The sequence below is a fragment of the Antarctobacter albus genome (assembly GCF_900101505.1).
Lineage (GTDB): Bacteria > Pseudomonadota > Alphaproteobacteria > Rhodobacterales > Rhodobacteraceae > Antarctobacter > Antarctobacter albus.
Genome location: NZ_FMZI01000005.1, coordinates 211,936 through 236,311, shown reverse-complemented (window position 1 = coordinate 236,311; position 24,376 = coordinate 211,936). Strand labels below are relative to the sequence as shown.

27 protein-coding genes and 1 tRNA gene are annotated in these 24,376 nt (G+C 66.1%); 13 read left to right on the top strand and 15 right to left on the bottom strand.

All coding sequences use genetic code 11. The annotated features are described in order from the left end of the window. Positions 1-3: 3 nt before the first annotated feature. Positions 4-681 (bottom strand): DUF2927 domain-containing protein, encoded by a 678-nt coding sequence (locus BLQ71_RS10875; protein WP_074621732.1) that lies wholly within the window; start codon positions 679-681, stop codon positions 4-6. Positions 682-690: 9 nt separating this feature from the next. Then, positions 691-1,572, bottom strand: coding sequence for an S-methyl-5'-thioadenosine phosphorylase (locus tag BLQ71_RS10870; protein ID WP_074621731.1), 882 nt, complete (start codon positions 1,570-1,572; stop codon positions 691-693). Between the two features lie 283 nt (positions 1,573-1,855). Here BLQ71_RS10870 and BLQ71_RS10865 point away from each other — a divergent pair, with 283 nt between their 5' ends. Next, positions 1,856-3,490: a SulP family inorganic anion transporter gene (locus BLQ71_RS10865; RefSeq protein ID WP_074621730.1), complete on the top strand. Its 1,635-nt coding sequence runs from the start codon at positions 1,856-1,858 to the stop codon at positions 3,488-3,490. 112 nt (positions 3,491-3,602) lie between these two features. Here the strand turns inward: BLQ71_RS10865 and BLQ71_RS10860 are convergent, their stop codons facing one another. From BLQ71_RS10860 to BLQ71_RS10850, 3 genes are all read right to left on the bottom strand, one after another. Continuing rightward, positions 3,603-4,277, bottom strand: coding sequence for a CatB-related O-acetyltransferase (locus BLQ71_RS10860; protein ID WP_074621729.1), 675 nt, complete (start codon positions 4,275-4,277; stop codon positions 3,603-3,605). Between the two features lie 302 nt (positions 4,278-4,579). Continuing rightward, positions 4,580-5,089: a DUF3592 domain-containing protein gene (locus BLQ71_RS10855; RefSeq protein ID WP_074621728.1), complete on the bottom strand. Its 510-nt coding sequence runs from the start codon at positions 5,087-5,089 to the stop codon at positions 4,580-4,582. Between the two features lie 213 nt (positions 5,090-5,302). Continuing rightward, the gene (locus BLQ71_RS10850; RefSeq protein WP_074621727.1) at positions 5,303-5,908 is read right to left on the bottom strand and encodes a flavin reductase family protein; all 606 of its coding nucleotides are present in this window, start codon (positions 5,906-5,908) and stop codon (positions 5,303-5,305) included. Between the two features lie 83 nt (positions 5,909-5,991). On the opposite strand from BLQ71_RS10850, the gene BLQ71_RS10845 reads away from it, so the two are divergent. Both BLQ71_RS10845 and BLQ71_RS10840 read left to right on the top strand, forming a co-directional pair. Continuing rightward, on the top strand, positions 5,992-6,477 hold the full coding sequence (locus tag BLQ71_RS10845) for a GNAT family N-acetyltransferase (protein ID WP_043138248.1): 486 nt from the start codon (positions 5,992-5,994) through the stop codon (positions 6,475-6,477). A gap of 50 nt (positions 6,478-6,527) precedes the next feature. Next, complete coding sequence (locus BLQ71_RS10840; protein ID WP_074621820.1) at positions 6,528-7,292, top strand: EcsC family protein; 765 nt, start codon at positions 6,528-6,530, stop codon at positions 7,290-7,292. A gap of 254 nt (positions 7,293-7,546) precedes the next feature. Here the strand turns inward: BLQ71_RS10840 and BLQ71_RS10835 are convergent, their stop codons facing one another. The 10 genes from BLQ71_RS10835 to BLQ71_RS10790 all read right to left on the bottom strand — a co-directional run bounded on the left by BLQ71_RS10835 (position 7,547) and on the right by BLQ71_RS10790 (position 17,300). Beyond that, positions 7,547-7,972 (bottom strand): c-type cytochrome, encoded by a 426-nt coding sequence (locus BLQ71_RS10835; RefSeq protein WP_074621726.1) that lies wholly within the window; start codon positions 7,970-7,972, stop codon positions 7,547-7,549. Beyond that, positions 7,972-9,270 (bottom strand): multicopper oxidase family protein, encoded by a 1,299-nt coding sequence (locus BLQ71_RS10830; RefSeq protein WP_074621725.1) that lies wholly within the window; start codon positions 9,268-9,270, stop codon positions 7,972-7,974. Before BLQ71_RS10830 ends, BLQ71_RS10835 begins: the two co-directional genes overlap by 1 nt. Before the next feature lie 2 nt (positions 9,271-9,272). Continuing rightward, positions 9,273-9,707: a c-type cytochrome gene (locus BLQ71_RS10825; RefSeq protein ID WP_043138240.1), complete on the bottom strand. Its 435-nt coding sequence runs from the start codon at positions 9,705-9,707 to the stop codon at positions 9,273-9,275. 93 nt (positions 9,708-9,800) lie between these two features. After that, entirely contained in the window at positions 9,801-12,041 is a 2,241-nt protein-coding gene (gene ptsP / locus BLQ71_RS10820; RefSeq protein ID WP_074621724.1) for a phosphoenolpyruvate--protein phosphotransferase, read from the bottom strand. Positions 12,042-12,257: 216 nt separating this feature from the next. Beyond that, complete coding sequence (locus BLQ71_RS10815) at positions 12,258-13,496, bottom strand: aspartate kinase (RefSeq protein WP_043138236.1); 1,239 nt, start codon at positions 13,494-13,496, stop codon at positions 12,258-12,260. Positions 13,497-13,666: 170 nt separating this feature from the next. After that, a complete protein-coding gene (locus BLQ71_RS10810; RefSeq protein WP_074621723.1) occupies positions 13,667-14,137 on the bottom strand; it encodes an SgcJ/EcaC family oxidoreductase in 471 nt (156 codons plus the stop codon). Further along, a complete protein-coding gene (locus BLQ71_RS10805; protein WP_074621722.1) occupies positions 14,115-14,759 on the bottom strand; it encodes an SDR family NAD(P)-dependent oxidoreductase in 645 nt (214 codons plus the stop codon). The genes BLQ71_RS10810 and BLQ71_RS10805 overlap by 23 nt, the downstream gene beginning before the upstream one ends. 61 nt (positions 14,760-14,820) lie before the next feature. Continuing rightward, positions 14,821-15,252, bottom strand: a complete 432-nt coding sequence (locus tag BLQ71_RS10800) for a DUF1178 family protein (protein WP_074621721.1) — start codon at positions 15,250-15,252, stop codon at positions 14,821-14,823. A 52-nt stretch (positions 15,253-15,304) separates the two neighbouring features. Next, positions 15,305-16,648: a 3-deoxy-D-manno-octulosonic acid transferase gene (locus BLQ71_RS10795; RefSeq protein ID WP_254780708.1), complete on the bottom strand. Its 1,344-nt coding sequence runs from the start codon at positions 16,646-16,648 to the stop codon at positions 15,305-15,307. 577 nt (positions 16,649-17,225) lie between these two features. Next, positions 17,226-17,300, bottom strand: a tRNA-Thr gene (locus BLQ71_RS10790). Positions 17,301-17,349: 49 nt separating this feature from the next. Here BLQ71_RS10790 and BLQ71_RS25970 point away from each other — a divergent pair. From BLQ71_RS25970 to BLQ71_RS10745, 10 genes are all read left to right on the top strand, one after another. Next, on the top strand, positions 17,350-17,598 hold the full coding sequence (locus tag BLQ71_RS25970) for a hypothetical protein (protein WP_139168473.1): 249 nt from the start codon (positions 17,350-17,352) through the stop codon (positions 17,596-17,598). 7 nt (positions 17,599-17,605) lie between these two features. Further along, on the top strand, positions 17,606-18,877 hold the full coding sequence (murA, locus tag BLQ71_RS10785) for a UDP-N-acetylglucosamine 1-carboxyvinyltransferase (protein ID WP_074621720.1): 1,272 nt from the start codon (positions 17,606-17,608) through the stop codon (positions 18,875-18,877). Further along, positions 18,874-19,353, top strand: a complete 480-nt coding sequence (locus tag BLQ71_RS10780) for a DUF2948 family protein (RefSeq protein WP_074621719.1) — start codon at positions 18,874-18,876, stop codon at positions 19,351-19,353. Before murA ends, BLQ71_RS10780 begins: the two co-directional genes overlap by 4 nt. Before the next feature lie 329 nt (positions 19,354-19,682). Continuing rightward, a complete protein-coding gene (hisD, locus tag BLQ71_RS10775) occupies positions 19,683-20,984 on the top strand; it encodes a histidinol dehydrogenase (RefSeq protein WP_074621718.1) in 1,302 nt (433 codons plus the stop codon). Between the two features lie 11 nt (positions 20,985-20,995). Continuing rightward, positions 20,996-21,343, top strand: coding sequence for an arsenate reductase (glutaredoxin) (gene arsC, locus BLQ71_RS10770; RefSeq protein ID WP_074621717.1), 348 nt, complete (start codon positions 20,996-20,998; stop codon positions 21,341-21,343). A 102-nt stretch (positions 21,344-21,445) separates the two neighbouring features. Beyond that, positions 21,446-21,925 carry a UPF0262 family protein gene (locus BLQ71_RS10765; protein ID WP_043138217.1) on the top strand — a complete coding sequence of 160 codons (480 nt, stop codon included), beginning with the start codon at positions 21,446-21,448 and terminating at the stop codon, positions 21,923-21,925. A gap of 1 nt (position 21,926) precedes the next feature. Beyond that, positions 21,927-22,373, top strand: coding sequence for an arsenate-mycothiol transferase ArsC (locus tag BLQ71_RS10760; RefSeq protein ID WP_043138215.1), 447 nt, complete (start codon positions 21,927-21,929; stop codon positions 22,371-22,373). 55 nt (positions 22,374-22,428) lie between these two features. Beyond that, a complete protein-coding gene (locus BLQ71_RS10755; RefSeq protein ID WP_043138214.1) occupies positions 22,429-22,830 on the top strand; it encodes a ketosteroid isomerase-related protein in 402 nt (133 codons plus the stop codon). Then, positions 22,830-23,411, top strand: coding sequence for a GNAT family N-acetyltransferase (locus BLQ71_RS10750; protein ID WP_074621716.1), 582 nt, complete (start codon positions 22,830-22,832; stop codon positions 23,409-23,411). The genes BLQ71_RS10755 and BLQ71_RS10750 overlap by 1 nt, the downstream gene beginning before the upstream one ends. Positions 23,412-23,420: 9 nt before the next feature. After that, positions 23,421-24,305: a carbon-nitrogen hydrolase family protein gene (locus BLQ71_RS10745; protein ID WP_069209011.1), complete on the top strand. Its 885-nt coding sequence runs from the start codon at positions 23,421-23,423 to the stop codon at positions 24,303-24,305. Positions 24,306-24,376: the final 71 nt, after the last annotated feature.

Sequence of the window (24,376 nt, the reverse complement as noted above, 5' to 3'; positions counted from 1 at the left end):
AGGCTACTCCCGTGGCGGATAGTGGCGGCGCAGGGCCTTGATATCCTGCGGGCCGAGGTCCTTGGATTGATTGTCATCCTGCGAAAAGATTGACCTGCCGAGGTAAGCGGGATTCCGGATGTCGGTCAACAGGCCCAGGGCCTGGGTCAGTTCCTCGATCATGGCGGATTCGTAGTGGCGGATGTCCAGCCGGGTGCCAAAGATGATCCGCGCGCGCTGGATCACATGGGTGTCGCTGCGCGACCAGACGATGACGCGCGCGCCGGTGACGCTCATGCCGTCTACGCCCTTGATCCCTGTGCCGCTGATCGGCGTGGAGCCGTCCGTATCGACGAGGTAGATGCGGATGTCGGCCTCTGCCTCCGGCGCGACTTCGCGGAGCGATATGCCGGCCCCGGCACGGTTGATGTACTGGATGGCCCGTTCCAGCGCGGCGCGCGCGCGTTTCTGCCGCCCGCCCAGAAAGGCGCGGTCGATCCGGGCAAACTGCACCCGCAGGGGGCGGTCTGTGGGCCAGCGCACCATGTCCTTGCGGCAGGACTGGCCCGGGGGGGCGGCGCAGGCGACCAGCCGGTAGAAATCCTCGTCGCTGAGCAGACCATCGGTTTCGACATAGTCCACCGCCCCCGAGGCGGCGCAGGGCAGGGCGAGTGCCAGGCAGAACAGGGCAGGTCTCAGCATGGCCGCGCGTCAGTTGCCACCCAGCATCCGGCCCGCGACCGCATCGAGCTTGGCCAGTAGCGCGGGATCGCGCTTCTCGGGCGCGGTGAGCAGGGCATATTCCAGCGCCCGGTCGCAGCCGTGCGGGCAGGGGGCACGGTCGGCCCCCAGGAGGGCGGGCAGGCGGCGCACCATCTCGCGCCCCTTGTCGGCGTTGCCTGACAGGGTCTTGATGATGTCCATGATGTCGACTTCGCCGTGGTCGGGGTGCCAGCTGTCATAGTCGGTGACCATCGCGATGGAGGCGTAGCAAAGCTCGGCCTCGCGGGCGAGCTTGGCCTCGGGCATGTTGGTCATGCCGATCACGTCGCAGCCCCAGCTTTCACGGTACATCTTCGACTCCGCCAGGGTCGAGAATTGCGGCCCTTCCATCGCAAGGTAGGTGCCGCCCTTGTGTACGGTGATCCCGGCGTCCCTGGCGGCGGTGAAACAGGCATCGCCCAGGCGCGGGCAGGTGGGATGGGCGACCGAGACATGGGCGACGCAACCGGTGCCGAAGAAGGATTTTTCACGCCCGAAGGTGCGGTCGATGAACTGGTCGACGACGACGAAATCGCCCGGCGCCATTTCCTCGCGGAAGGAGCCGCAGGCAGAGACGGAGATCACGTCGGTCACGCCGATGCGTTTCAGCGCGTCGATATTGGCGCGATAGGGGACCGTCGTCGGCCCGTGGACGTGGCCCCGGCCGTGGCGCGGGAGGAAGGCCATCTTCACGCCGTCCAGCGTGCCGGTCAGGATCTCGTCAGAGGGCGTGCCCCAGGGGCTGTCCACGGCCTGCCACGCCGCGCCTTCCAGCCCCTCGATGTCGTAGATGCCCGACCCGCCGATCACGGCGATCATCGTATCCGTCATGTCTGTACCCCGTCCTTGCGTGGCGTCGCGGCGCCCGGTGTTTCGCTTTGCCCGAAGTGTGCCGGATGCGTGTCCAAGGGCAAGCGCCCGAGCGGGGTTTCGTGATACAATCCCGCCGGTGTTGCCTCTGTGGGATACCCACTGGCTGTGGTCCGGTCGCATACGGAAGAATTCCGTGCATCTTTGGCCAGGTTCCGCTATGAGGCCCTGAATCGCGAACATGCTGCGATGCGGCGTTAGCGGCCACAGGCTGTCCGATGCTGCGCCCAGGAAAGGATCCCCGATGAAAAAAGCCCTCTTGGCGCGTTTCGCCAACCGTGTGGAATTGCCCGACCTGTCCCTGATGCCGGACGAGAAACTGACGCCCAGCCGGTGGCGGATCGAGCTTTTGGCGGGTCTGACCGTGGCGCTGGCGCTGGTGCCCGAGGCGGTGGCCTTTGCCTTTGTCGCCGGGGTGCACCCGCTGGTGGGGCTTTACGCGGCCTTCCTCGTGGGGCTGGTGACGGCGCTGATCGGCGGGCGGCCTGGCATGATCTCTGGCGCGACGGGGGCGCTGGCGGTGGTCATGGTGGCGCTGGTGGCGCAGCATGGGGTCGAATACCTGTTCGCGACCGTCGTCCTGATGGGCATTCTGCAGGTGATCGCCGGGGCGCTGCAATGGGGCAAGTTCATCCGCCTGGTGCCGCATCCGGTCATGCTGGGCTTTGTGAACGGGCTGGCCATCGTGATCTTTCTGGCCCAGCTGGGTCAGTTCAAGGTCCCGGGAACAATGGAAAATACCGGGCACGGCATGGGCGGGGGCGAATGGCTGTCGGGGATGCCGCTGTACCTGATGCTGGGACTGACGGCGCTGACGATGGCGATCATCTGGGTCATGCCGAAGGTCAGCAAGGTTGTGCCCGCGCCGCTGGCCGGGATCTTTGTCGTGGCCGCGCTGGTGATCGGCTTCGGGCTGGACGTGCCGCGCGTGGGCGACCTGGCCTCGATCCAGGGGGGCTTGCCGCCCTTCCACATCCCGGCGGTGCCTCTGAACCTGGAAACGCTTGAAATCATTCTGCCTTATGCCGTGATCCTGGCGGCCATCGGGCTGATTGAATCGCTGCTGACCCTGAACCTGGTGGGAGAAATCACCGGCAAGCGCGGCGGCGCCAGCCAGGAATGTATCGCGCAGGGGGCCTCGAACATCCTGACCGGCTTTTTCGGCGGCATGGGCGGCTGTGCGATGATCGGCCAGTCGATGATCAACGTCAAATCCGGCGCGCGCACGCGGATCGCGGGCATCGCGGCCGCGCTGTTCCTGCTGACCTTCATCCTCTTTGCCGCGCCGCTGATCGAACTGATCCCGCTGGCCGCGCTGGTGGGTGTGATGTTCATGGTGGTGATCGGGACATTTGCCTGGAACTCGTTGAAAATCCTGACAAAGGTTCCGGCGATGGATGCCTTTGTCATCCTGCTGGTGACGGTCGTCACGGTGATGGAAGACCTGGCCGTCGCGGTTGTCGTCGGTGTCATCGTCTCGGCTCTGGCCTATGCCTGGAACAACGCCCGGCGCATCCATGCAAAGACGCGCGAGTCCCACACCGATCTGGGTGCCAAGGTCTACGAGATCCAGGGGCCGCTGTTCTTTGGCTCCAGCGACGGGTTCATGGAACTGTTTGACGTCGAGAACGACCCGGACGTGGTGATCGTGGATTTCAACGAAAGCCGGGTGGTCGATCAGTCGGCCCTGCAGGCGATCGAGGCCGTCGCGGGCAAGTACCAGGACGCCGGAAAGCAGATCAAGCTGCGTCACCTGAGCCGGGATTGCCACAAGCTGTTGACCAAGGCGGGCCACCTGATGGTCGATAGTGACGACGACCCGGATTACGAACTGGCGGTCGATTACAACGTTCGCACGGGCATCCTGGGCGGGCACTGAGGGCGGGCGGCGTTTTGTACGTTTTGTACAAAACGTACGCCGTTTTCAGCATTTTGTACAAACCGGCAAGGTTTCTTTAAGGGCGCCCGTGAAAGGGCGCCCTTTTTCGCGCTCAGCCGGGATCTGCCGGTGCGATTTGCTGCAGCGCGGCAACGTCGCCAGCCTCCAGCGCCGGACGGGCCCGGGCGACAAGCTCGGGGGGCCAGTCCCACCAGGCCAGCGCGTTGAGCGTCTCGATCTCTTGCGGGGCAAACCGCATCTTGACCACCTGCGCCGGGTTGCCGGTGACGACAGCGTAATCCGGCACCGTGCCGCGCACCACGGCGCCTGCGCCGACGATGACGCCATTGCCGATCCGCGCGCCGGGCAGGACCAGGGCGCCATAGCCCAGCCAGACGTCATGGCCGATCACCGTGTCGCGGCTGTCGGGCTGGTAACCCAGCATGGTCGACGGGTCGAAGACCGCAAAGGGAAAGGTGGTCAGCCCGTCCGTCGCGTGGTTGGCCGAACTGCCGATGAACCGGACCCCGTGGGCGATCTGGCAGTATTTGCCGATGCGCAGCTTTTCCTGGCTGAAGGGGAACAGGTAGGGGGCCAGCCGCGCCGCCCAGTCCTCAGGCGGGTCGAAGTCCGAGGCGTAGGTGTAGTCGCCGACCTCGAAGCGCGGATGGTCGATCACGTTTTTCAGGAAAACCGTGCCGCGATGCGGGGTGCCGTCGGGCAGGATGATGGGAAAAGCCGCGTCGGGCGCGGGCAGGGAAGGACCCGGCTTGGATGGATCAGGCATGATGCCTCCTTTGAACTCTGGGAAAATGTCAGGGGTTCAAAGGGTCTGGTCCATCACTGCCTCCATCGTTGCAGGGCAGTGGTAGCACGCCCGGCACCGGAATGCGAGAGTGCGGGGCCATGCGGATCCGCATGGAGGGCATGCGGGGTGGAGGGTTGCAGTCCGAAGCGGAGATTGCAGGTCAGGAGCCGGCCCGTTGAAGCGGACCTTCGGGGGTGGTTGTATGAGTGACGGGTTTGCGGGACCTTGCTGCCGTTGACATCGTAGATATGAAGGTCTGCATCCGCCGAAAACACTGTTGGTCAAGCTTCTGGATTCCCCCTCAACAATCGTCCCATAACAAAACTCATCAAGCTTCCGATCAGGATCCGCCGAGGGAAATACCAAGGCCCATCTTGAGTTTCGACACGAACGTCCTTGGGGTCATCGGGGTCGTACTTGATATCCAACTCAGTTCCGACCGGCACATTGTAGTAGCTGGCCCTGACGCGAGGGGTCGTGACGTGGGTGGTTCCATTTTCGTGTGTCCATTTAAGCGTCAGTTGATAGACTGCATCACCATCCGATGTTTCGCCCTCCTGCACCTCCAAAACTTCTGAAGTTGCAGTGAGCGCGTCTAACTCAAAATGTGCTCTTTGAACGATCCAAACCAACCCAACCATGCAACCGGTTATTCCCACAAACATTAGGTTGGCCCCCGAGCCTCTTCTCGAGAAGACGCCCAACCTTTGACCATCTTCAGTCCGATGCAACATGCCTTCTAAGAATGCGACACGTAGCAAATCCCAAAACCTCGCTAAAATGTTCATCATGCCTCCACTCCCGAGACCCGACATTAGATGCGTTGCCTAATTTTGGAAAGCTGGGCTCTTAGCCAGCTTTCGCCGCACCTCAGGCGGATGACCGATGTCGGGGAGCGGACATTACGTTGAACAGTCCGCTCCCCGTATACAGCCGTTGATCGCCCGGCGCTGTCGCCCGTTGTCCGAAGCCGCTCTACAGGGCGTCAGCGTGGCGCTGCGTCGTCACTCTCCCGGGCGCTTCAGCGGAAATTTCTCGCGCACGACGGTGTAGTCGCGATAGCCCATGCGGCTGAGCGGGTTGAAGGTCAGCACGTCGAAGATGCCGTCGACCAGGCAATTGTCGCGGATATGCACGCCTGTCACCTCTCCGAAGACGGCGAAATTCGACTTGCCGGGCAGTTGCACGATCTGCGTCAGCTTGCATTCCAGGTTGGCGGGGGCCGCGGCCACGCGCGCACAGGCGATGGTCTCGCATTCCGCTTTCTCGAGGCCCGCCTCGGCGAATTCGTCGACCTCCTTGCCGAAGAAGGCGGAGGTGGCGTTCATCGCGTCGCGCATCTCGTATTCCACGATGTTGACGCAGAAGACGCCGGTGTCGCGGATCTGGGCGACGCTGTCCTTGGTGTCGCCGCGGTCCTCCTTGGCCGAGGTCGAGGCGAACATGACCTGCGGCGGGACATAGGCGACCGCGTTGAAAAAGGAATAGGGGGCCAGATTGTCGTGCCCGTCGGCCCCCCGGGTCGAAATCCAGCCGATGGGGCGGGGTGTCACGATGGCGTTGAACGGGTTGTGCGGCAGGCCGTGGCCGTCCTCGGGACGATAGAACAAGGGTGTCGCTCCTGTTTGCGCGTGAGTTTGTCGCGTGATACGCGGCCTTGCGCCGGAATGCACGGGGGCAGGGGGCAGGACTGGTGTTCACGCTTGCACAGGAAACAGCGGATGACTGGTGGGAGGTCGAGGCCCTCTTCGACCTGGCCTTTGCGCCGGGACGCACGGCGCTGTCGTCCTACCGCCTGCGCGAGGATGTGGCGCCTGTGGCGCCCCTGTGCCGGGTGGCCCGGGACGAGAACGGGACCATCGGCGGGGCGATTCGCTATTGGCCGGTGCGCGTGGGCGATCACGACGCGCTTCTCCTGGGGCCGGTCGCGGTGCACCCCATCGCCCAGGGCGAGGGGCTGGGCGCGGCGCTGATCCGGGACACGGTGGCGCGGGCAGAGGAACAGGGCTTTGCGCGGGTGCTGCTGGTGGGGGATGCGCCGTATTACGCCCGCTTCGGTTTCCAGCGTCTTGAAGGGGTCGAGATGCCGCCGCCGACCAACCCGGACCGGGTGCTGGGGCTGGAGCTGGTGCCCGGTGCCTGGGCCGGTGTCACGGGTCCGGTGACGCGCGCGGCTTGATCGCGGGCCGCTCAGATCCCATCTTTGTGAGGATCGAGGAGGGCCCAGACGTGACTGACACGACATTGCCGGTACTGCACCACAAGGCGGAAATTGCCGCCCTGGCCAAACGTTATCACGAGGCCGGGTCGATCGGAATGCAGGTGTTGTCGCTGATCGGCGGACAGGCGGGCAATCTGCTGGAACGACTGCCCGACCATGCCAAGGACCGGCTGGAAGAGGGGACTCGGCGGGCGCTGACCGTCGCCCTTCAGGCGGCGCAGCAGTCGCGCGGCGTGGTGCCGGACCAGAAGGGCTGGCTGAACACGGCGCTGGCCACGGCGATGGGGGCTGCGGGCGGATCGGGCGGCTTGCCCACGGCGCTGGCGGAATTGCCGGTCACGGTGACGGTACTGTTGCGGGCGATCCAGGGGATTGCGGCGGAATACGGGTTCGATCCCGATGACCCGGCAGTGGCGCGGGAATGCCTGACGGTCTTTGCCGTGGCGGGACCGCTGGAAGCGGACGACGGCGCCGATATGGGCTTTCTCGCGGCACGGGTGACGGTTACGGGCGCGGCGGTGCACAGTCTGATTGCCCGGATCGCGCCGAAACTCTCTGTCGCGATGGGCCAGAAACTGGCGGCGCAGACGGTGCCGGTACTGGGGGCCGTGGCGGGGGCGGCGACGAATTACGCCTATACCAGTTACTACCAGCAGATGGCGCATGTGCATTTCGGCCTGCTGGCCCTGTCCGAGCGATCCGGCCTGCCGCGGGACGAACTGGTGGCCGAGCTGAAAGCCCAGATGGCGGAACCGCGGTTAACGCGGAATTAGGCTTAACCGCGGTATGTGAGTCGTACCGGGGCGGAAAGCCCCGGAACGAAGCGCCCGTCCCACGAAAGGCCCGGCTTCGCCGAAGGCCGCGCCAAAAGCACAGGGGATAGGGTCTCCATCCGCGCAGAATGCGCGGGCGGCGCTCTGGCCAGAACGGTAGGGGCGAACTCGTGTAGACAGTCCTGGAACCCGGTCACATGCCGAAGGCTGTGACCGGGTTTTTTCATGGGCTGTTGCCTGGACGGGCGTCCCGGTCAGTCGTGCGGCGGATTGCGGCCGGCGTGGATCTCGCGGATGCGGTCCGGCCAGGTCGAGCGGATATAGGCCAGCACCTGCCAGATTTCCTCGTCCGAAAGCGTGTCGGCGAAACTGGGCATGCCGCTGGTGAAATTCTTGAGCCCGAGGTCTGTCACAACCGCCTGTCCGCCGCGTTTCGTGTAATCGAAGAGATCGGCGTTGGCATGGTGCCAGGTGTGACCGGTCTCGTCATGCGGCGGGGCGGGGTAGATGCCCTGATCGTCCGGGGTCTGCCAGTCGGGCTGGCCCTGCAGGTTGACTCCGTGGCAGCTTGCACAATTTTCGGCATAGATCGCCCGCCCGGCGTCAATGTCGCGCCCGTCGAGTTCATGTGCCGCGAGGGCGGGCAGGGGCAAGAGGACAAAGGCCAGAATCGCGCGCATCACGCCACCTCGACCCAGGTTTTCATGCCCGAGGCCTGATGCCCCAGCATGTGACAATGCAGGAGCCACTTGCCCGGATTGTCGAAGACCACGAGGATTTCGCGCGTCTCGCCCCGCATCAGCAGGGTAGTGTCGCGCAGGTCGCCGGGGCTGCCGTCCTCGTTCACCTCGTGGAAATGGTGGCCGTGCAGGTGGATGCCATGCGGAAAGGCGGTGTCGTTGACGAGGCGCAGGCGCGCGGTCTCCCCCCGGTCGAAGCTGGCCCAGGGGCTGTCGGGCAGGCCCGAGACGCCGTTGAAGGACCAGATGTCATCGCCCGCGTGCTGCCCGCCCATCGCGCCGCCCTGCATCCGCAGGGTCAGGGCGCGGGGATTGTCCGAGGGTGTCGGGCGGGGGCTGTCGGGCAGGGCGGCAACGGGTGCCTCGCGCGGCGTCACCGGGTCCTGGCCGGGTTCCAGCGTGCCCATGACAAAGGCCTCTTCCGGGGTGGGAAAGAGAAAGCGGACCGTGTCGGTCACGTCCCCGATCACGTCGATCCGTTGCGCGGGGGAAAGCGAGACCTGGGACAGGCCGCGCGGTTCCGGCAGGGGGCGGCCATCCAGCGCCACGACACGTCCCGCGATCCCGTCGAGCGCCAGCGGAAAGACCCGCGCGGTGGCGGTGTTGATGATGCGCAGGCGCAGGCGCTGGCCCCGGTTCACCGTGATCTCCGGGAGGATCGCCTTGGCGAAATTGCCCAGCCGGCCGGCATGGGCGAAATCATGCATGTTGCCGAAATCGCCCGCCATCTTGCCGGAAGGCTCCAGCCGCCAGTCGTCGAGGATCACGGTGATGTCGTGGTCGACATCCGGGGGCGTGGCCTCTTCGACGATGAGCGGGCCGTAGAGACCGCGCGCCACCTGTTCCCAGCTCTGGTGATGCGAGTGAAACCAGTAGGTGCCCGCGTCCGGCGCGACGAAATCATAGTCGAACGTGCCGCCGGGAGCGACCGCCTCCTGCGTCAGGCCGGGCACGCCGTCCATCGCGTTGGCAATGCGGATGCCGTGCCAGTGCACGGCGGTGGGATCGGGCAGATTGTTTTCAAAGGCGACCGAAAGGCGCTCACCCGCGCGCAGGCGCAGTTCCGGACCGGGGGTCGAGCCGTTGAAGCCAAAGCCCGCCGTCTGCCCCTCTCCGGCATCGAGGATCTGCGAGACCACGGGTTCGGCCCGCAGCGGGTGCGGGGCAGCCAGGGCCAAGCGGGGCAGGGCCGTGACGGCAAGCGTCGAGGCAAGGAACTGGCGGCGGTTCAGCGACATGGTCATTCCCGGTAGAGGCTGTGGCAGGATTTGCAGGCCTGGCCCAGCCGTTGCACGGCAGGCACCAGGTCGTCCGGCGACGTGAGCGATTTCGACACGTCCAGGGCGGCGGTTTCCAGCGCCCGGGCCTTGGCCGTGAAATCGGCGAAATCGGTCCAGATCGCGGGTTTGGCCTCGGACTTCGGGTCGGTTTCCCGGGCGGTGAACAGCGCAGGGGTGTCCGCGGAATGGCGCGCGATGCCCGCGGCGGCGTCTTGCGCGGCGCTGGCGTCGAAACTCGCCTGTCCCTTGGCCATGCGGCCCAGCACCTTCATCGCGTCGCCGATGGATTTCATCGCCTCCATGCGCGCCAGAACGGCCTGGTTCTGAACCCCGGAATGGGCAAGGGCGGCGGCCCCGGCCAGGATGAAAAGGCCGGTCAGGATCGGTTTGTGCATGTCTGTCCCCAAGTCTGTCGTGTCGGGGCAGAGTTGAAGCAGGGGCGGCACCTGTCAAGGCGGTGCAGGGCAACTTGGCGTGAGGCGCCGCGATCAGGAATTGTCGCGCAGGTACTCCATGACGGCCTGCCGTACCGATTGTTCACCGCGCATCTTGGATTCCTCGATCACGTCGCGCACCTCTTTCAGCGAATAGCGCATCAAGAGCGATTTCACCGGTCCGACCGAGGCGGGCCGCATCGAGAGCGAGCGCAGCCCGATGGCGGCCAGCACCAGCGCTTCGATCGGGCGGCCGGCATCCTCGCCGCAGAAACTCAGCGGTGTGCCGGTGCTTTCGCAGCGTTCGACTATGTTCTCGATGAAACTGAGGAAGGAGATGTTGAGCGTGTCGTAGCGGCGGCGGACCAACTCGTTTTCGCGGTCGGCGGCAAAGAAGAACTGCTTGAGGTCGTTGCCGCCGATGGAGAGAAATTCCACCTCTTCGAAGAAACGGCGCGAGGCATAGGCGAGGCTGGGCGTTTCCAGCATGGCGCCCACCTCCATGGGCTCTGGCACCGGGTGACCCAGGCGACGTTCGCGGGCCAGCACCTTGTCCACCTCGTCGCGGGCGCGGGCGTATTCCTCGTACTGGGCGATAAAGGGAAACATGATCGTCAGCGGGCGGCCATTGGCAGCGCGCACCAGCGCCTGAAGCTGCATCCGCATCACGCCGGGACGGTCCAGCGCCACCCGGATCGCCCGCCAGCCAAGCGCCGGGTTGGGCTCGTCCAGCGATTTCATGTAGGGCAGCACCTTGTCCGAGCCGATGTCGAGGGTGCGGAAGATCACGCGCTTGCCCTGCGCGGCATCCAGCACTTGGGCGTAGATCTCGACCAGCTCGGTGCGCTTGGGCATCTTGTTGCGGACGAGGAACTGCAGCTCGGTGCGGAACAGGCCCACACCCTCGGCGCCAGAGCCTTCGAGCGAAGGCAGGTCGGCCATCAGCCCGGCGTTCATGTGCAGGTGCACGCGCACCCCGTCGGCAGAGACGCAATCGGTGTCGCGGATCGAGGAATAGCGTTCCTGGGCCTTGGCCTGCATCGCCATCTTGTCGCGGAAGGCGCTGACCACGGTGTCGTCGGGGCGCAGGTGCACGATGCCCTGGTCGCCGTCGACAAGGATCTGGTCGCCGTTCAGGGCCTCGTTGGTGATGCGGTCGACATGGATCACCAGCGGGATTGCCAGCGCGCGGGCGACGATGGCGGCATGGCTGCCGACAGAGCCTTCTTCCAGCACCACGCCCTTGAGCTTGCGGTTGTATTCCAGCAGTTCGCCGGGGCCGATGTTGCGGGCGATCAGGATCGGGTTGTCGGGCAGCTCGGCGCCGGTCTGGGCGCCCTGGCCGGTGAGGATGCGCAGCAGGCGGTTCGACAGGTCGTCGAGATCGTGCAGACGGTCGCGCAGGTAGGTGTCGTTGACCTGCGCCATGCGGGCGCGGGCCGTGGACTGTTCCTTTTCCACCGCCGCCTCGGCCGAAAGGCCGCGGGCGATGTCCTCTTCCATGCGGCGCATCCAACCCTTGGAATTGGCGAACATGCGGTAGGCTTCGAGCACCTGGGCGTGCTCGCCTTCGCCGCCGGCGCCGGCCAGCATCTCGTCCACCGAGACACGCAGCTGGTCCACCGCGTCATGCAGGCGCTGCAGTTCGGTGTCGGGGTCGTCGGCCACCGGGTTGGTGACGACCACGCGCGGTTCGTGCAGCCAGGCATTGCCCATCGCGCTGCCTTCCTGACCGGTGCCGCCGCGGAACAGCAGCGACTGGGTGTGGCGCGCCTTGAGCGCCGCGCCCTCGCCGACGAAGGCGCCCAGTTCCGTCATCTCGGCCAGGACCATCGCCACGACCTCGAGTGCGTAGACCTCGTCCGAGGTGAATTCGCGCGCCTGCTTGGACTGAACGACCAGCACGCCCAGCTTGGAGCCGAGGCGCTGGATCGGCACGCCGAGGAAACTGGAATAGATCTCTTCCCCGGTTTCCGGCATGTAGCGGAAGCCGCGGGCCGAAGGCGCGTCTGCGGCATTGATCGTCTTGCCGGTGGCGGCGACGCGGCCCACCAGGCCCTCGCCCAGTTTCATGCGGGTCTGGTGCACCGCCTCGGCCTTGAGGCCCTGGGTGGCGCAGAGCTCCAGCGTTTCATTGTCGCGAAACAGGTAGATCGAGCAGACCTCTGTCCCCATGCTGTCGGCGGTCAGATGGGTGATCTTGTCCAGGCGCGCCTGCCCGGCGGCATCCTCTGCCATCGTGTCGCGAAGCCGGCCAAGCAGCTTGCGGCTTTCCGATTCGGTATTTGTCGGCATGGATGTCTTCCCGCGCCTCTCCGGTGGATGCGATCCGGAGCAATAGAGCATTGCGCGCCCCATTGGAAACCGCTTTTCGCGGACGGGGCGAGAATATACCCGCTATGCGTGTGACGAGTGGCGCCAACTTGATGAGAAAACACTCAATCGGCGTGGGCGCGGGCCGCGCCCGGAGTGTGCCCTCAAGACCCGTCCAGGGCCTTGGGGGCGCCGGGTTCAGCTTGCCTTGTCCAGTTCGAAGGCATCGTGCAGCGCCTGCACGGCCAGTTCCATGTACTTGCGTTCGATCAGGACGGAAATCTTGATCTCCGACGTGGTGATGACCTGGATGTTGATGCCTTCGTCGGCCAGCACGCGGAAGAACTTGGCCGCGACGCCGGCGGCCGAGCGCATGCCGATCCCCACGACCGAAACCTTGGCCACGTTGGTATCGGCGACGATGCCGTGAAAGTTGATCTCGCCCTTGGCCTTGGCGTCTTCCATCGCCTTCTCGGCGCGCGCCACCTGGTTGGTGGGGCAGGAGAAGGTCATGTCGGTGCGGCCATCTTCCGAGATGTTCTGCACGATCATGTCCACGTTGACCCCGGCCTCGGCCAGGGGGGTGAAGATCGCGGCGGCGATGCCGGGTCGGTCGGCGACCGAGACCAGGGTCATCTTGGCTTCGTCGCGGGAGTGGGCCACACCGGCCACGATATTGCTTTCCATGATCTCTTCCTCGTCGCAGACCAGCGTTCCCGCCGCGTCGTCCATTTCCTCGAAGCTCGACAGTACCCGCAGCGGCACCTTGTAGCGCATCGCCAGCTCGACAGAGCGCGTTTGCAGTACCTTGGCGCCGAGGCTGGCCATTTCCAGCATTTCCTCGAAGGCGATGCGGTCCAGCTTGCGCGCCTTTTCGCAGATCCGCGGATCGGTGGTATAGACCCCGTCCACGTCGGTGTAGATGTCACAGCGCACCGCGCCGAAGGCGGCGGCAAAGGCCACGGCGGTGGTGTCCGAACCGCCCCGGCCCAGCGTGGTGATACGGCCCTCGGGCGAGATGCCCTGGAAACCGGCCACGACGGCGACCTTCATGCCCTCGGCGAATTTCGCGGTGATATTGGCCGGGGGAATGTCCTCGATCCGGGCGGAGGCATGGGCCGAGGTGGTTTTCACCGGCACCTGCCAGCCCTGCCAGCTGCGGGCGGGAATATCCATTTCCTGCAATGTCAGCGCCATCAGCCCGGCGGTGACATTCTCGCCCGAGGACACGACGGCATCGTATTCACGCGCGTCGAACAGCGGCGAGGTGTCCTCGACCAGGCCCACCAGCTTGTTGGTCTCGCCGGACATGGCCGAGACGATGACGATCACGTCATGGCCCTTGGCGACCTCGACGCCGACGCGCTTGGCGGCGCGGCGGATGCGGTCCAGCGTGGCGACGGAAGTGCCGCCGAATTTCATCACGAGCACGGACATGGAGGTCCCCCTTCAGATCGCAGGGCGTTTACGCCGCGTTGAGGCCGCGCGCAAGGGCGCATTGGCCGCAGGGTTGGGGGGCGAAGGAGGGGCGCTGCCCCTCTTGATCCCGGACCAGGTCCGGGACCAATTCACCCCGGGGGTATTTGGACCAAGAAGAAGCCGCAGGGTCAGCGCTGACGGTAATCGACCGCGGCAAGGGCGCCGGAGTTCACATGGGTTTCCTTGCCCGGCACGACGTCGGTGTTCTGGGCCGAGACCGCCAGCCAGCCACCGGGGCCGCGCTGCAGGACGGCGGTGAGGATGGTCTGGCGGTCCCCTGCGGTGCCGCCGTCGGGCGCGGTCTGGCCAGAAAGGGTCAGGCGGCAGCGCACCACGGCCACGTCTTCGCCAAGGCGCCGGATCTCTGTCCGGCCCGCGCGTAGGCTCGTCTCCCTGAAAAAGCTTTTCAGCGCGTAGTCATGCGGTTTGGCGATGGCCGCGCGCCCGTGCCACCAGAGGCCGGTGACATTCACGAAATCCGCGTCCTCGGTGAAGAGCGCGGCGATGGCCTCGCCGCGCCGTGTTTCCCAGGCGGCGATGAAGGCGGCGGGAAAATCCTCTGGCCGCGCGAGGGGCTCAGAACGGATGGGCGCGGCCATCCCAGGTCTCGAAGCAGCCGGTGGTTTCGGGGGAAAGCGCGTCGATCCTGTCCACCAGCCCGCGCGCGGCCTCCTCGACGTCGATCTCGGCCGAGGCGCCGCCCATGTCGGTGCGGACCCAGCCGGGATGGTAGATGCCCACGGCGATGCCCAGCGGTTTCAGATCGGTAGCGAGGTTGCGGCCCAGGTTCAGCGCCGCCGCCTTGGAGGCGCGGTAGATATAGCTGCCGCCCGGCGCGCGGCTGTGCGAGGCCATCTGAGACGAGATGATCGCGATGCGCGGCATGTCGGAGAGTTGCAGGTTGGGCAGAAGCGACTGCACTGTGAGGAAAACGCCGGTGACATTCACGGCGAAACTCTCGGCCCACATCTCGGGCGGGTAGCCATCGGCGAGGTTCTCTCCCTTGTCGAGGTAGACGCCGGCGTTGCAGATCAGCGTGTCGATGGCCTGGCCTTCCAGCCTTGCGGAGAGGGTGCGGTGCGAGGCCGGGTCCGTGACCTCCAGCGGCAGGTATTCAGGGTGATTGCGCGCGGTGCCAAGCACCTTGTCGCCGCGCGCCGTCAGGGCGCTGTCCAGCGCCGCGCCGATGCCGCGGTTGGCGCCGGTGATGAGGATCTGCATGGGCGGGCTCCCTGATGTCTGCCCGCTTTGCCTAGCGCAATGGCGGGGGCCGGAACAGGGGTCAGTTGCTCTTGCGCGTGGGGGTAAAGGGCAGGGGGGCGACCTTGATGCCGTCTTCGATCAGCGCCTTTGCCTCGTGTCCCTTGGCCTCGCCCCAGATCGGGCGTTCGGGGGCGTCCCCGGCGTGCATGGCGCGGGCCTCTTGCGCGAAACGCGTGCCGACATAGTCAGAGTTCGCCTCGACATGGGCCTTGAGCGCGGCCAGAGCCTGTTCGGCGGGATTCGCGGGTTTGGACAGCGGTTTTTCCGGGGCAGGTTCCGGCTTGTCCCCATGTCCGACGCGCGGCGCCATCAGCGCCTTTTCCACCTTTTCCGACCCGCAGACGGCACAGGCGACGTGGCCCGCAGCCTGCAGCTTGTCAAAGGCAGATGCGGATTGGAACCAGCTGTCGAACTGGTGCCCGTCGGCGCATTTGAGGCTGTACTGGATCATCTCCCGGCTCCGGATGGCGATTGAACGAAAGATAAGGATAACGCGCGGCGGATCAAGTTCGCTCTGGCGGCGGCAGATGCGCCAGGAGGCTCTTTGCCAGCGCGTCGAGGTTGCTGTCCTGGCGCAGGGCGGCGCAGGCCGCGCTGCCGGATTTCTCTTGTTCGGCAGGGTCTTGCAGGGCAGTCAGTGCGCGGGCGAGCGTGTCGGCATCGGTGATTTCCAGCGCGATGCCCCGCAGGCGTGAAAAGGCGGCGGTGAAATTGCGCGTGTCCGGCCCGTGGATCAAGGCGGCGCCAAAGGCGGCGGGCTCGTAGGGGGTGTGCCCGCCCCGGTCGCTGAGCGTGCCGCCGATGAAGACCCGGCCCGCGCGGGCGTACCAGAGCGGCATCTCTCCCAGCGTGTCGGCCAGGTAGACCTGCGCCTTGGCGGGGTCCTCGCCCCGGCTGCGGCGGGCGACGGTCAGGCCCTGGGCGCGGGCGTCCTCGGCGATTTCGTCGGCGCGGCGGGGATGGCGCGGGGCGAGGATGAGCTTCAGGTCCGGAGTATCCCGCAGGCAGGCCTTGTGCGCCGTCAGGGCGATCTGGTCATCGCCTTCATGGGTGGAGGCGGCGAGCCAGGTCAGGTGACGGGGCAAGGCGGCGTCCAGCCCGGGATCGGGCACCGGGGCGGGGGGCGTGTAAAAGGCCTTGAGGTCGACGACCGGCCCCCGTGCGCTGGCGGGCAGGCCGAGATCGGCCAGCCGCTCTGCGCTTGCGGCGTCCTGCGCCGAGGCAAAGCCCACGCGGTTCAGTGTCCGCCTCGCCAGTTTCGGCAGCCGCGCCCAGCTGCGCGCCGTGCCCGCGCTCATCCGTGCGCCCAGCAGCAGGACGGGGCCGGGGCAGGTGATGAACCGGTTTGGCCAGAGCTCGGCCTCCAGCGCGATATGGGCGCGCACCTGCCAGCCCAGCATGATCCGGCGTGTCGGGCCGCGCAGGTCCAGTGGCGCCGGCCGTGCGGTGACGCGGGGCAGGTCCCAGCGTTTGGCCAGTGCCACGCCGGTGTCCGTGTTGGCGGTGACCAGCCAGTGCAGGTCCGGGCGGGCGGCGATCAACCGTTCGAGAAGCGGCCGGACGGAGGCAAGCTCTCCATTCGAGGCACCGTGCAGCCAGACATGCGCGCCGGGCACGGGCGTGCCTGGCGTCAGCCGGGACCGGGCCGCGGCGATCCCGCCCCGACGCAGGGCGCGTCCCAGGGTGCCGGCGGCAAAAAGGCTGAGGAGCAGACGATAGAGAAACACGGTCGATCCGGTCGTTGCGCGGGCCAACTGCCCGAACTTGCGGATAGGCCCTGTAGCGGGGCTTTGGCAAGGGTGGGCGATATGGCTGCAGATCCCGGTTTGCGCGACGAGAGTGACCATTTTCGCCTGCTTGGGTTTTCAGTGGGTTAGAGCTGGCAGTAGGATTCGGGTGAGCTTGGGCTGGCGGGCTGGCACTTTACCAAAAGGAGCATTTTTTCGTTAATTTCCCTGGGCGCGGCCAGAAAAATTGTCATTACACGATCTTTTAACAGAAGGCCGGGACCGAGTTGGGCAAGTGGCTTCGCCGCTGCGGTGACCGTCACCAAGTTTCTTGTTCCGATATGGGGATAACTACTGATCGCATCGCTGAATCAGCAGGTTGCCGCCCCAGGTTCCTGTGAAAGGAATTCGGGTCGGAAAGGCCTCAAAATCGGCTTGTAAGCAATACCGTCAAGGTGCGGGCCCGAAAACCACTTTTCCAATTTCGAAACAAGTGGTTGTAGGTCGTTTCTCACCCCGGGGCCGCGCTCGGTCTTGATCCGGGAGAGGTGCCTTGGGCGGTCTTCGGCGATGGCGTCGGGCCGGGGCGTTGAATGCGAAACGAGGCGCATCTTTTTCCGCAGTGTACCCGCTGCCCGTTAGCCAGGATTCCGAGGCCCAGGAAGGGGCGCGAAAACGGAGGGGAGAACTGGGAAAATGGTGCTGCTGGAGAGAATTGAACTCTCGACCTCTCCCTTACCAAGGGAGTGCTCTACCTCTGAGCTACAGCAGCGTGTGGCGGGCCTCTTAGACCGGAAATTCTGACCGCGCAAGAGGTCGAATTGAAAAAACCGACAAAGCTTTGCCCAACGCCTTGCCGCAGGCTGGACCAGCTTTCCCGGCTGGGGTACACCCGCGCCATGAAGCAGGATGACAAACGGCGGGGCCAAAGTGGCAATGACGGCAGGGATGCGCGGCTGAAAGCGGCGCTGAAAGCCAACCTTGCGCGCCGCAAGGCCCAGGCCCGGGCGCGGCAGGACGCCGCAGAGCCCGCTGCACAGGACAATGGCGACACGCCGGGCGAGGAATAGGACAGGCATGGATTCGATTGTTGTGACGGGGAACGGCCCGCTGGCCGGAGAGATTCCCATCGCGGGCGCCAAGAACGCCTGCCTGACGCTGATGCCGGCGACGCTGCTCAGCGACGAGCCGCTGACACTCACCAATGCGCCGCGCCTGTCGGACATCCGCACCATGACGCTGCTGTTGCAGTCGCTGGGCGCCGAGGTGTCGACCCTGGCCGATGGCCGGGTGCTGGCCATGTCCTCGCACGGGAAGATCACCCAGCGGGCGGAATATGACATCGTGCGCAAGATGCGCGCCTCGATCCTGGTGCTGGGGCCGCTGCTGGCGCGCGAAGGCTATGCCGAGGTGTCCCTGCCCGGGGGCTGTGCCATCGGCGCGCGGCCCGTGGATCTGCATCTCAAGGCGCTGGAGGCGATGGGGGCCGAGATGGACCTGCGCGACGGCTATGTGCATGCCAAGGCGCCGGCGGGCGGGCTGCGCGGCGGGATCGTCGAGTTTCCCTTCGTCTCGGTCGGTGCCACGGAAAACGCGCTGATGGCGGCAACCCTGGCCAAGGGTACCACCGTGCTGAAGAACGCCGCGCGCGAGCCGGAGATCGTCGACCTGGCGCGTTGCCTGCGGGCGATGGGCGCCCAGATCGAGGGCGAAGGATCGCCCGAGATCACCATCCAGGGGGTTGACCGGCTGGGCGGGGCGACGCATGCGGTCGTGACCGACCGGATCGAACTGGGGACCTACATGCTGGCGCCTGCGATCTGCGGCGGCGAAGTGACCTGCCTGGGTGGCAAGATCGAGCTGGTCGAGGCCTTTTGCGAGAAACTCGACGCGGCGGGGATCGCCGTGGAGGAAACCGAGGCCGGCCTGAAGGTCGCGCGCCGCAATGGCCGGGTCTCGGCGGTGGACGTGACGACCGAGCCTTTCCCCGGGTTCCCGACCGACCTGCAGGCGCAGATGATGGCGCTGTTGTGTACCGCCGAGGGCGTGTCGGTGCTGGAAGAGAAGATCTTCGAGAACCGTTTCATGCACGCGCCGGAACTGATGCGCATGGGCGCGCAGATCGACGTGCACGGTGGCACGGCGACCGTGATCGGGGTCGAGCGGTTGCGCGGCGCGCCGGTGATGGCGACGGACCTGCGGGCCAGCGTTTCGCTGATCCTGGCCGGGCTGGCGGCCGAGGGGGAGACGGTGGTCAACCGGGTCTACCACTTGGACCGCGGCTATGAAAACGTCGAGGACAAGCTGTCGGCGGTGGGCGCCCGGATCGAGAGGGTGGCGGAGACATGACCGAGGACGCGCGTTTCGAAGATGGCGGCGAACGCCCGCTGAACCTTGGCGCGCTGGATGCCGGGGACCTGGAGGTAATTTCGAGCCTGGTGCAGGACGCGGTTCTGCCCGTGACCGAAATCCGCTGGCAGGCTTCGAAACGGCGGGTCGGCCTGTTGGTCAACCGCATCCGATGGGAAGATGTCGACGCGGCCCGTGCGCGGGGCCGTCCCGTAGAGCGGGTGCAGTCACTTCTGGTGATCGACAACGTGCTGGGAATGGCGAGCCAGGGGGTGGACCGGTCGGACCGCGACATGATCCTGCAGCTGATGTCGGTGACATTCGAGCCGGGCGAGGACGCGGAGGGTTTTGTCGTGCTGACGCTGGCCGGGGACGGGGCCTTGCGTGCCAAGGTCGAGGCGCTGGAAGTGGCGTTGCGGGACGTGACGCGGCCTTACCTGGCGCCCTCGGGGAAACTCCCGGACCACGGGGCGTAGGCCTGTGGCGGGCTGTCGTCGGGACGGGACTGTTTGCGGCTTTGCCGCAAAGGCGCCCGCCCGCCCCCCCTTTGGACGGCGCCTGTCGGCGCCGTTTCTTGTTTCTGGAGTCACTGGGAAACAAGCATCGCCAGTTCCCCTGAGCCCTCCCACGTTCCGGCCCTGATTGGCCTCAAGCGACGGAGGGCTCCGGGGAACAGGCTGAGTACCGGTCCGCCGAGGGTGGCAAGCGAATAAGCAGATACTTTGAGACGCGGAGCGCGCCGGTCGTGGCGCTTGAGGCCGGCGGACGGGCGGGCTAAGAGGCGCTGGATACAGCGGAGGTGCCCATGCCCGTCTTTCTCGATAGCCGCCAGGACGATTTCGAAACCGCCTTTCAGGCCCTTCTGGGGGCCAAGCGGGAGGACAGCCCGGACGTGGATTCCGTGGTGGCGGAGATCATCGCGGACGTGCGTGCGCGCGGCGATGCGGCGGTGTTGGAGCTGACCGCGAAATTCGATCGGCTGGAGCTGGACGCCGCCGGTCTGCGGTTTTCCGAGGCCGAGATCGAGGCGGAGTGCGCGCGCGTGCCCGAGGCCGAGCGCCAGGCGCTGGAAACGGCGGCCGAGCGCATCCGCGCCTACCACGTCCGACAGATGCCGCAGGACCAGAGCTGGACCGACCCGGAAGGCGCCACGCTGGGCTGGCGCTGGGGGGCGGTGTCTGCGGCGGGGCTTTATGTGCCCGGGGGGCTGGCCTCTTATCCCTCGTCGGTGCTGATGAACGCCATTCCCGCCAAGGTGGCGGGTGTTGAGCGGCTGGCGATCTGCGTGCCGACGCCGGACGGGGTCGTGAACCCGGCGGTCCTGCTGGCGGCGCGGATTGCCGGGGTGGACGAGATCTATCGCATCGGCGGCGCGCAGGCGATTGCCGCGCTGGCCTATGGCACCGAGAGCATCGCGCCGGTCGACAAGATCACCGGGCCGGGCAATGCCTTTGTCGCGGCGGCCAAGCGCCGGGTCTTTGGCAAGGTCGGCATCGACATGATCGCCGGCCCGTCCGAGATACTGGTCATTTCCGATGGAGGCACCGATCCGGACTGGATCGCGCTGGACCTGATGAGCCAGGCAGAGCACGACGAGAGCGCGCAGTCGCTGCTGATCTGCACCGACGAGGCATTTGGCCGCCAGGTGGCGGAGGCCGTCGAGGCGCGCTTGCAGACGCTGGAGCGGCGGGCCATCGCGGGGGCCTCCTGGCGCGATTTCGGGGCGGTGATCACGGTGGCCGACCTGGACGAGGCGGCGGCGCTGTCGAACCGGATCGCGCCCGAGCACCTCGAGCTTTGCGTGGCCGACCCAGAGGCGCTGGCCGGGAAATGCCAACACGCCGGGGCGATCTTCCTGGGCCAGTGGACGCCCGAGGCCATCGGAGACTATGTCGGCGGGCCGAACCACGTTCTGCCGACGGCGCGCTCTGCCCGGTTCTCGTCCGGCCTGTCGGTGATGGATTTCCTCAAGCGGACGACCCTGGCGCGGATGACGCCGGACAGTCTGCGCGCCATCGGCCCGGCAGCCGAGGTGCTGGCGCGGTCCGAAAGCCTGGAGGCACATGGGCTGAGCGTGACGGCGCGGCTTGAAAAACTCAATCGCTGAAGGGGCTTCGCATGACGGTCGTCATTTTTCACAACCCGAACTGTTCCAAGTCGCGCGCGGCGCTGGAGCTGATCCGGCAGGCGGGCGAGGAGCCTGTTGTCGTGCCCTACATGAAGACGGGCTGGACCGCGCCGCAGTTGCAGGCACTGTTTGCCGTGGCGGGGCTGACGGCGCGCGAGGCGCTGCGCACCGCGCGTGGTCGGGCGAAGGACCTGGGACTGCTGGAGGAGGGGGTTGACGAGGCGGCTCTCCTGGAGGCGATGGTGGCGCATCCCGAACTGGTCGAACGGCCCATCGTCTGTTCTCCGAAAGGCGTGCGGCTGTGCCGTCCGCCCGAATTGGTGGCGGACTTGCTGTAGGGTTGAGGCGGGGCCGGTCCGGGCACAAGATTTGACCCTTTGGTGCCATTGCCCCCGGGGGCGGGTCGCGCTAAGCCAATGCGAGTTTTCAGGATGCTACCCATGACCCGCATCGCGCATATCGAACTGGATGATGCCAACCTGCCTCCGCCGACGCCGGAGATCGAGCAGGAGCGGCGCGTGGCCATGTTCGACCTGATGGAAGAGAATTCCTTTGTCCTGCCCGCGCGCGAGGATCGCGCCGTGCCGCCCGGGCCCTACAACGTGGGGCTGTCGATCCGGGACAAGCGGCTGGTCTTTGACGTCAGCACACAAGATCATGAAAAGGCGGCGGAATTCCACCTGTCGCTGTCGCCCTTCCGGCAGGTGGTCAAGGACTACTTCCAGATCTGCAAGAGCTACTTCGATGCCGTGCGGACCCTGCCGCCCAGCCAGATCGAGACCATCGACATGGCCCGGCGGGGCATTCACAACGAAGGCGCGCGCATCCTGCAGGAGCGGCTGGAGGGCAAGGTGGAGGTCGACGACGCCACGGCGCGACGGCTGTTCACCCTGGTCTGCGTCCTGCATTTCGGGGGCTGAGGTGCCGGAGCTGCCGCAGTCGATCCTCTTTGCCTGCGACCACAATGCCGTTCGGTCCCCGATGGCCGAGGGCATCATGAAAAAGCTGTACGGGACAGAGACCTATGTGCAGTCGGTCGGTGTCGTGAACGATCTCGAGATCGACGGTTTCGCGATTTCGGTCTGCGCGGAGATCGGGGTAGAGCTGGAACGGCACCGATCGCGCAGTTTCGAGGAAATGGAGCAGATGGGCGAGATGTTGTCGGGATTCGACCTGATCGTCACCCTGTCGCCGGCCTCGCAGCGGCGGGCGCTGGACCTGACACGCTATTACCACCTGACGGTGGAATACTGGCCGATCATGGATCCGACAGGCATCGGCGAGACGCGCGAGCAGAAGCTGAACGCCTATCGCCAGACGCGGGACCAGCTGGTCAAGCGGCTGGGCGATCAATGGAGTGCGGAGTAAGCGGCTGCACCGCTTTTTCGAGTATTTTCAGAGAGAAGAAACAGGGAGTTGCGCAATGGGTCAGGCGCGGGACGTGGTGGCGAAGTATTTCGCGGCCTTCAATGCGGGCGACACGGCGGGAATGCTGGAGTGCCTGTCGGATGACGTGGCACATCACGTCAACGAGGGACAAGTGCGGCGCGGCAAAGAGCTGTTCGAGGCGTTCTGCGCCCACATGAGCCGCTGCTACCGTGAAAATCTGACCGATATGGTGGTCTTCGAGAGCGAGGATGGCAGCCGGGCTGCGGCGGAATTCACCGTCAACGGGACCTACCTGGAAACGGACGAGGGGCTGCCGGAGGCACGCGGACAGACCTATCGCCTGCCGGCGGGGTCGTTCTTTTCGCTGGACGGCGGCAAGATCAGCCGGGTTGTCACCTATTACAACCTCGCAGACTGGACCGCGCAGGTCTCGTGATGCGGGTCGAGGTGCTGACAGGCGCCGCGCTGGAGGCGGCGCTGGATGACGTGGCGCGACTGCGGATCGCGGTTTTCCGTGCCTTTCCCTATCTTTATGACGGGGACTTCGCCTATGAGCGCGGCTATCTGCAGACCTACCGCGAGAGCGAAAACGCGGTGCTGGTCGGAGCGTTTGACGGCGACAGGCTTGTCGGGGCGTCCACGGGCACCCCGCTGGAGGATCACGCCGAGGATTTCGCCGGGGCCTTCGAGGGCAAAGGCTTTGACCTGTCCCAGATCTTTTACTGTGCCGAGTCGGTGCTCTTGCCCGAGTATCGCGGGCACGGCATCGGGCACCGGTTCTTTGATCTGCGCGAAGCGCATGCGCGGGAGCTTGGGCGGCGGTACTGCGTCTTTTGCGGGGTGGTGCGTCCCAAGGATCACCCGCTGCGGCCTGCAGGTTACGCGCCGCTTGATCCGTTCTGGCGCAAGCGGGGCTATGAACCGCTGGACGGCGCGGTGGCGCGGTTCCGCTGGAAGGACATCGACCAGGAGGTGGAGACGGAAAAGCCGCTCCAGTTCTGGATTCGGGCATTGTGAGGCAGTGAGATGAAGGTTGCAGCGGCGGCGTACCCGGCGGAATTTCTGGACAGTTGGCAGGCATACGAGGCCAAGTTGACCCGATGGGTGAGTGAGGCTGTGGGCGAGGGGGCCGACCTGCTGGTCTTTCCCGAATACGGCGCGATGGAACTGGCGACACTGGCAGGCCGCGAAGTCGCCCTGGACCTAGAAGCCAGCCTGCACGCGGTGTCCGAGCGGGTGCCCGCCGCCGATGCGTTGCACGCCTCGCTGGCGCGGCGGTTCGGGGTGCATATCCTGGCCGCCTCGGCACCGGTCTTCGATCCCGCGATCGGGCCGCGTCCGGTGAACCGGGCGCGCTTCTTTGCGCCTTCGGGCGAGATGGGCGTGCAGGACAAGCAAATCATGACCCGGTTCGAGCGCGAGGACTGGGACGTCGTGCCGGGCGGGCCGCTGCGGCTGTTCGACACGGTGCTGGGCAAGATCGGTATCCTGATCTGCTATGACAGCGAATATCCGTTGCTGGGGCGGGCCCTGCAGGAGGCGGAAATCCTGTTGGTGCCCTCGGTGACAGAGGCGCTGTCCGGGCACAGCCGGGTGCGCATCGGCGCTATGGCTCGGGCGCTGGAGGCGCAATGTGTCGCGGTCATGTCCTCGGTCGTGGGGGAGGCGGACTGGAGCGAGTCGATCGATGTCAGCGTCGGGCGCGGCGCGGTCTTCGGCCCGCCGGACATCGGCTTTCCCGAAACCGGCATCCTGGCCGATGGCGTGCTGAACCGGCCCGGCTGGACCTATGCCGAGATCGACCCGGGCGCGGTGGCGCGGGTGCGGCGTGAGGGCGTGGTTCTGAACCGGCTGCATTGGGACGATCAGGTGGGCCGGGACGGCGCGCCGGAGGTGGTTGCCCTGCGCTGAGATGTGACTTGAATTCCCCGCGCTGCAGGCGCATATTATGGCGCGCCGCGCCTAGAGCGCGGTTTTCGATT

Bases quoted from the DNA above. Each gene is read 5' to 3' on its own strand.
- BLQ71_RS10875 (WP_074621732.1), bottom strand. From the start codon at position 681: ATGCTGAGACCTGCCCTGTTCTGCCTGGCACTCGCCCTGCCCTGCGCC.
- BLQ71_RS10870 (WP_074621731.1), bottom strand. From the start codon at position 1,572: ATGACGGATACGATGATCGCCGTGATCGGCGGGTCGGGCATCTACGAC.
- BLQ71_RS10865 (WP_074621730.1), top strand. From the start codon at position 1,856: ATGAAAAAAGCCCTCTTGGCGCGTTTCGCCAACCGTGTGGAATTGCCC.
- BLQ71_RS10860 (WP_074621729.1), bottom strand. From the start codon at position 4,277: ATGCCTGATCCATCCAAGCCGGGTCCTTCCCTGCCCGCGCCCGACGCG.
- BLQ71_RS10855 (WP_074621728.1), bottom strand. From the start codon at position 5,089: ATGATGAACATTTTAGCGAGGTTTTGGGATTTGCTACGTGTCGCATTC.
- BLQ71_RS10835 (WP_074621726.1), bottom strand. From the start codon at position 7,972: ATGCGCGCGATTCTGGCCTTTGTCCTCTTGCCCCTGCCCGCCCTCGCG.
- BLQ71_RS10830 (WP_074621725.1), bottom strand. From the start codon at position 9,270: ATGTCGCTGAACCGCCGCCAGTTCCTTGCCTCGACGCTTGCCGTCACG.
- BLQ71_RS10825 (WP_043138240.1), bottom strand. From the start codon at position 9,707: ATGCACAAACCGATCCTGACCGGCCTTTTCATCCTGGCCGGGGCCGCC.
- ptsP (WP_074621724.1), bottom strand. From the start codon at position 12,041: ATGCCGACAAATACCGAATCGGAAAGCCGCAAGCTGCTTGGCCGGCTT.
- BLQ71_RS10815 (WP_043138236.1), bottom strand. From the start codon at position 13,496: ATGTCCGTGCTCGTGATGAAATTCGGCGGCACTTCCGTCGCCACGCTG.
- BLQ71_RS10810 (WP_074621723.1), bottom strand. From the start codon at position 14,137: ATGGCCGCGCCCATCCGTTCTGAGCCCCTCGCGCGGCCAGAGGATTTT.
- BLQ71_RS10805 (WP_074621722.1), bottom strand. From the start codon at position 14,759: ATGCAGATCCTCATCACCGGCGCCAACCGCGGCATCGGCGCGGCGCTG.
- BLQ71_RS10800 (WP_074621721.1), bottom strand. From the start codon at position 15,252: ATGATCCAGTACAGCCTCAAATGCGCCGACGGGCACCAGTTCGACAGC.
- BLQ71_RS10795 (WP_254780708.1), bottom strand. From the start codon at position 16,648: ATGGTCACTCTCGTCGCGCAAACCGGGATCTGCAGCCATATCGCCCAC.
- murA (WP_074621720.1), top strand. From the start codon at position 17,606: ATGGATTCGATTGTTGTGACGGGGAACGGCCCGCTGGCCGGAGAGATT.
- BLQ71_RS10780 (WP_074621719.1), top strand. From the start codon at position 18,874: ATGACCGAGGACGCGCGTTTCGAAGATGGCGGCGAACGCCCGCTGAAC.
- hisD (WP_074621718.1), top strand. From the start codon at position 19,683: ATGCCCGTCTTTCTCGATAGCCGCCAGGACGATTTCGAAACCGCCTTT.
- arsC (WP_074621717.1), top strand. From the start codon at position 20,996: ATGACGGTCGTCATTTTTCACAACCCGAACTGTTCCAAGTCGCGCGCG.
- BLQ71_RS10765 (WP_043138217.1), top strand. From the start codon at position 21,446: ATGACCCGCATCGCGCATATCGAACTGGATGATGCCAACCTGCCTCCG.
- BLQ71_RS10755 (WP_043138214.1), top strand. From the start codon at position 22,429: ATGGGTCAGGCGCGGGACGTGGTGGCGAAGTATTTCGCGGCCTTCAAT.
- BLQ71_RS10750 (WP_074621716.1), top strand. From the start codon at position 22,830: ATGCGGGTCGAGGTGCTGACAGGCGCCGCGCTGGAGGCGGCGCTGGAT.
- BLQ71_RS10745 (WP_069209011.1), top strand. From the start codon at position 23,421: ATGAAGGTTGCAGCGGCGGCGTACCCGGCGGAATTTCTGGACAGTTGG.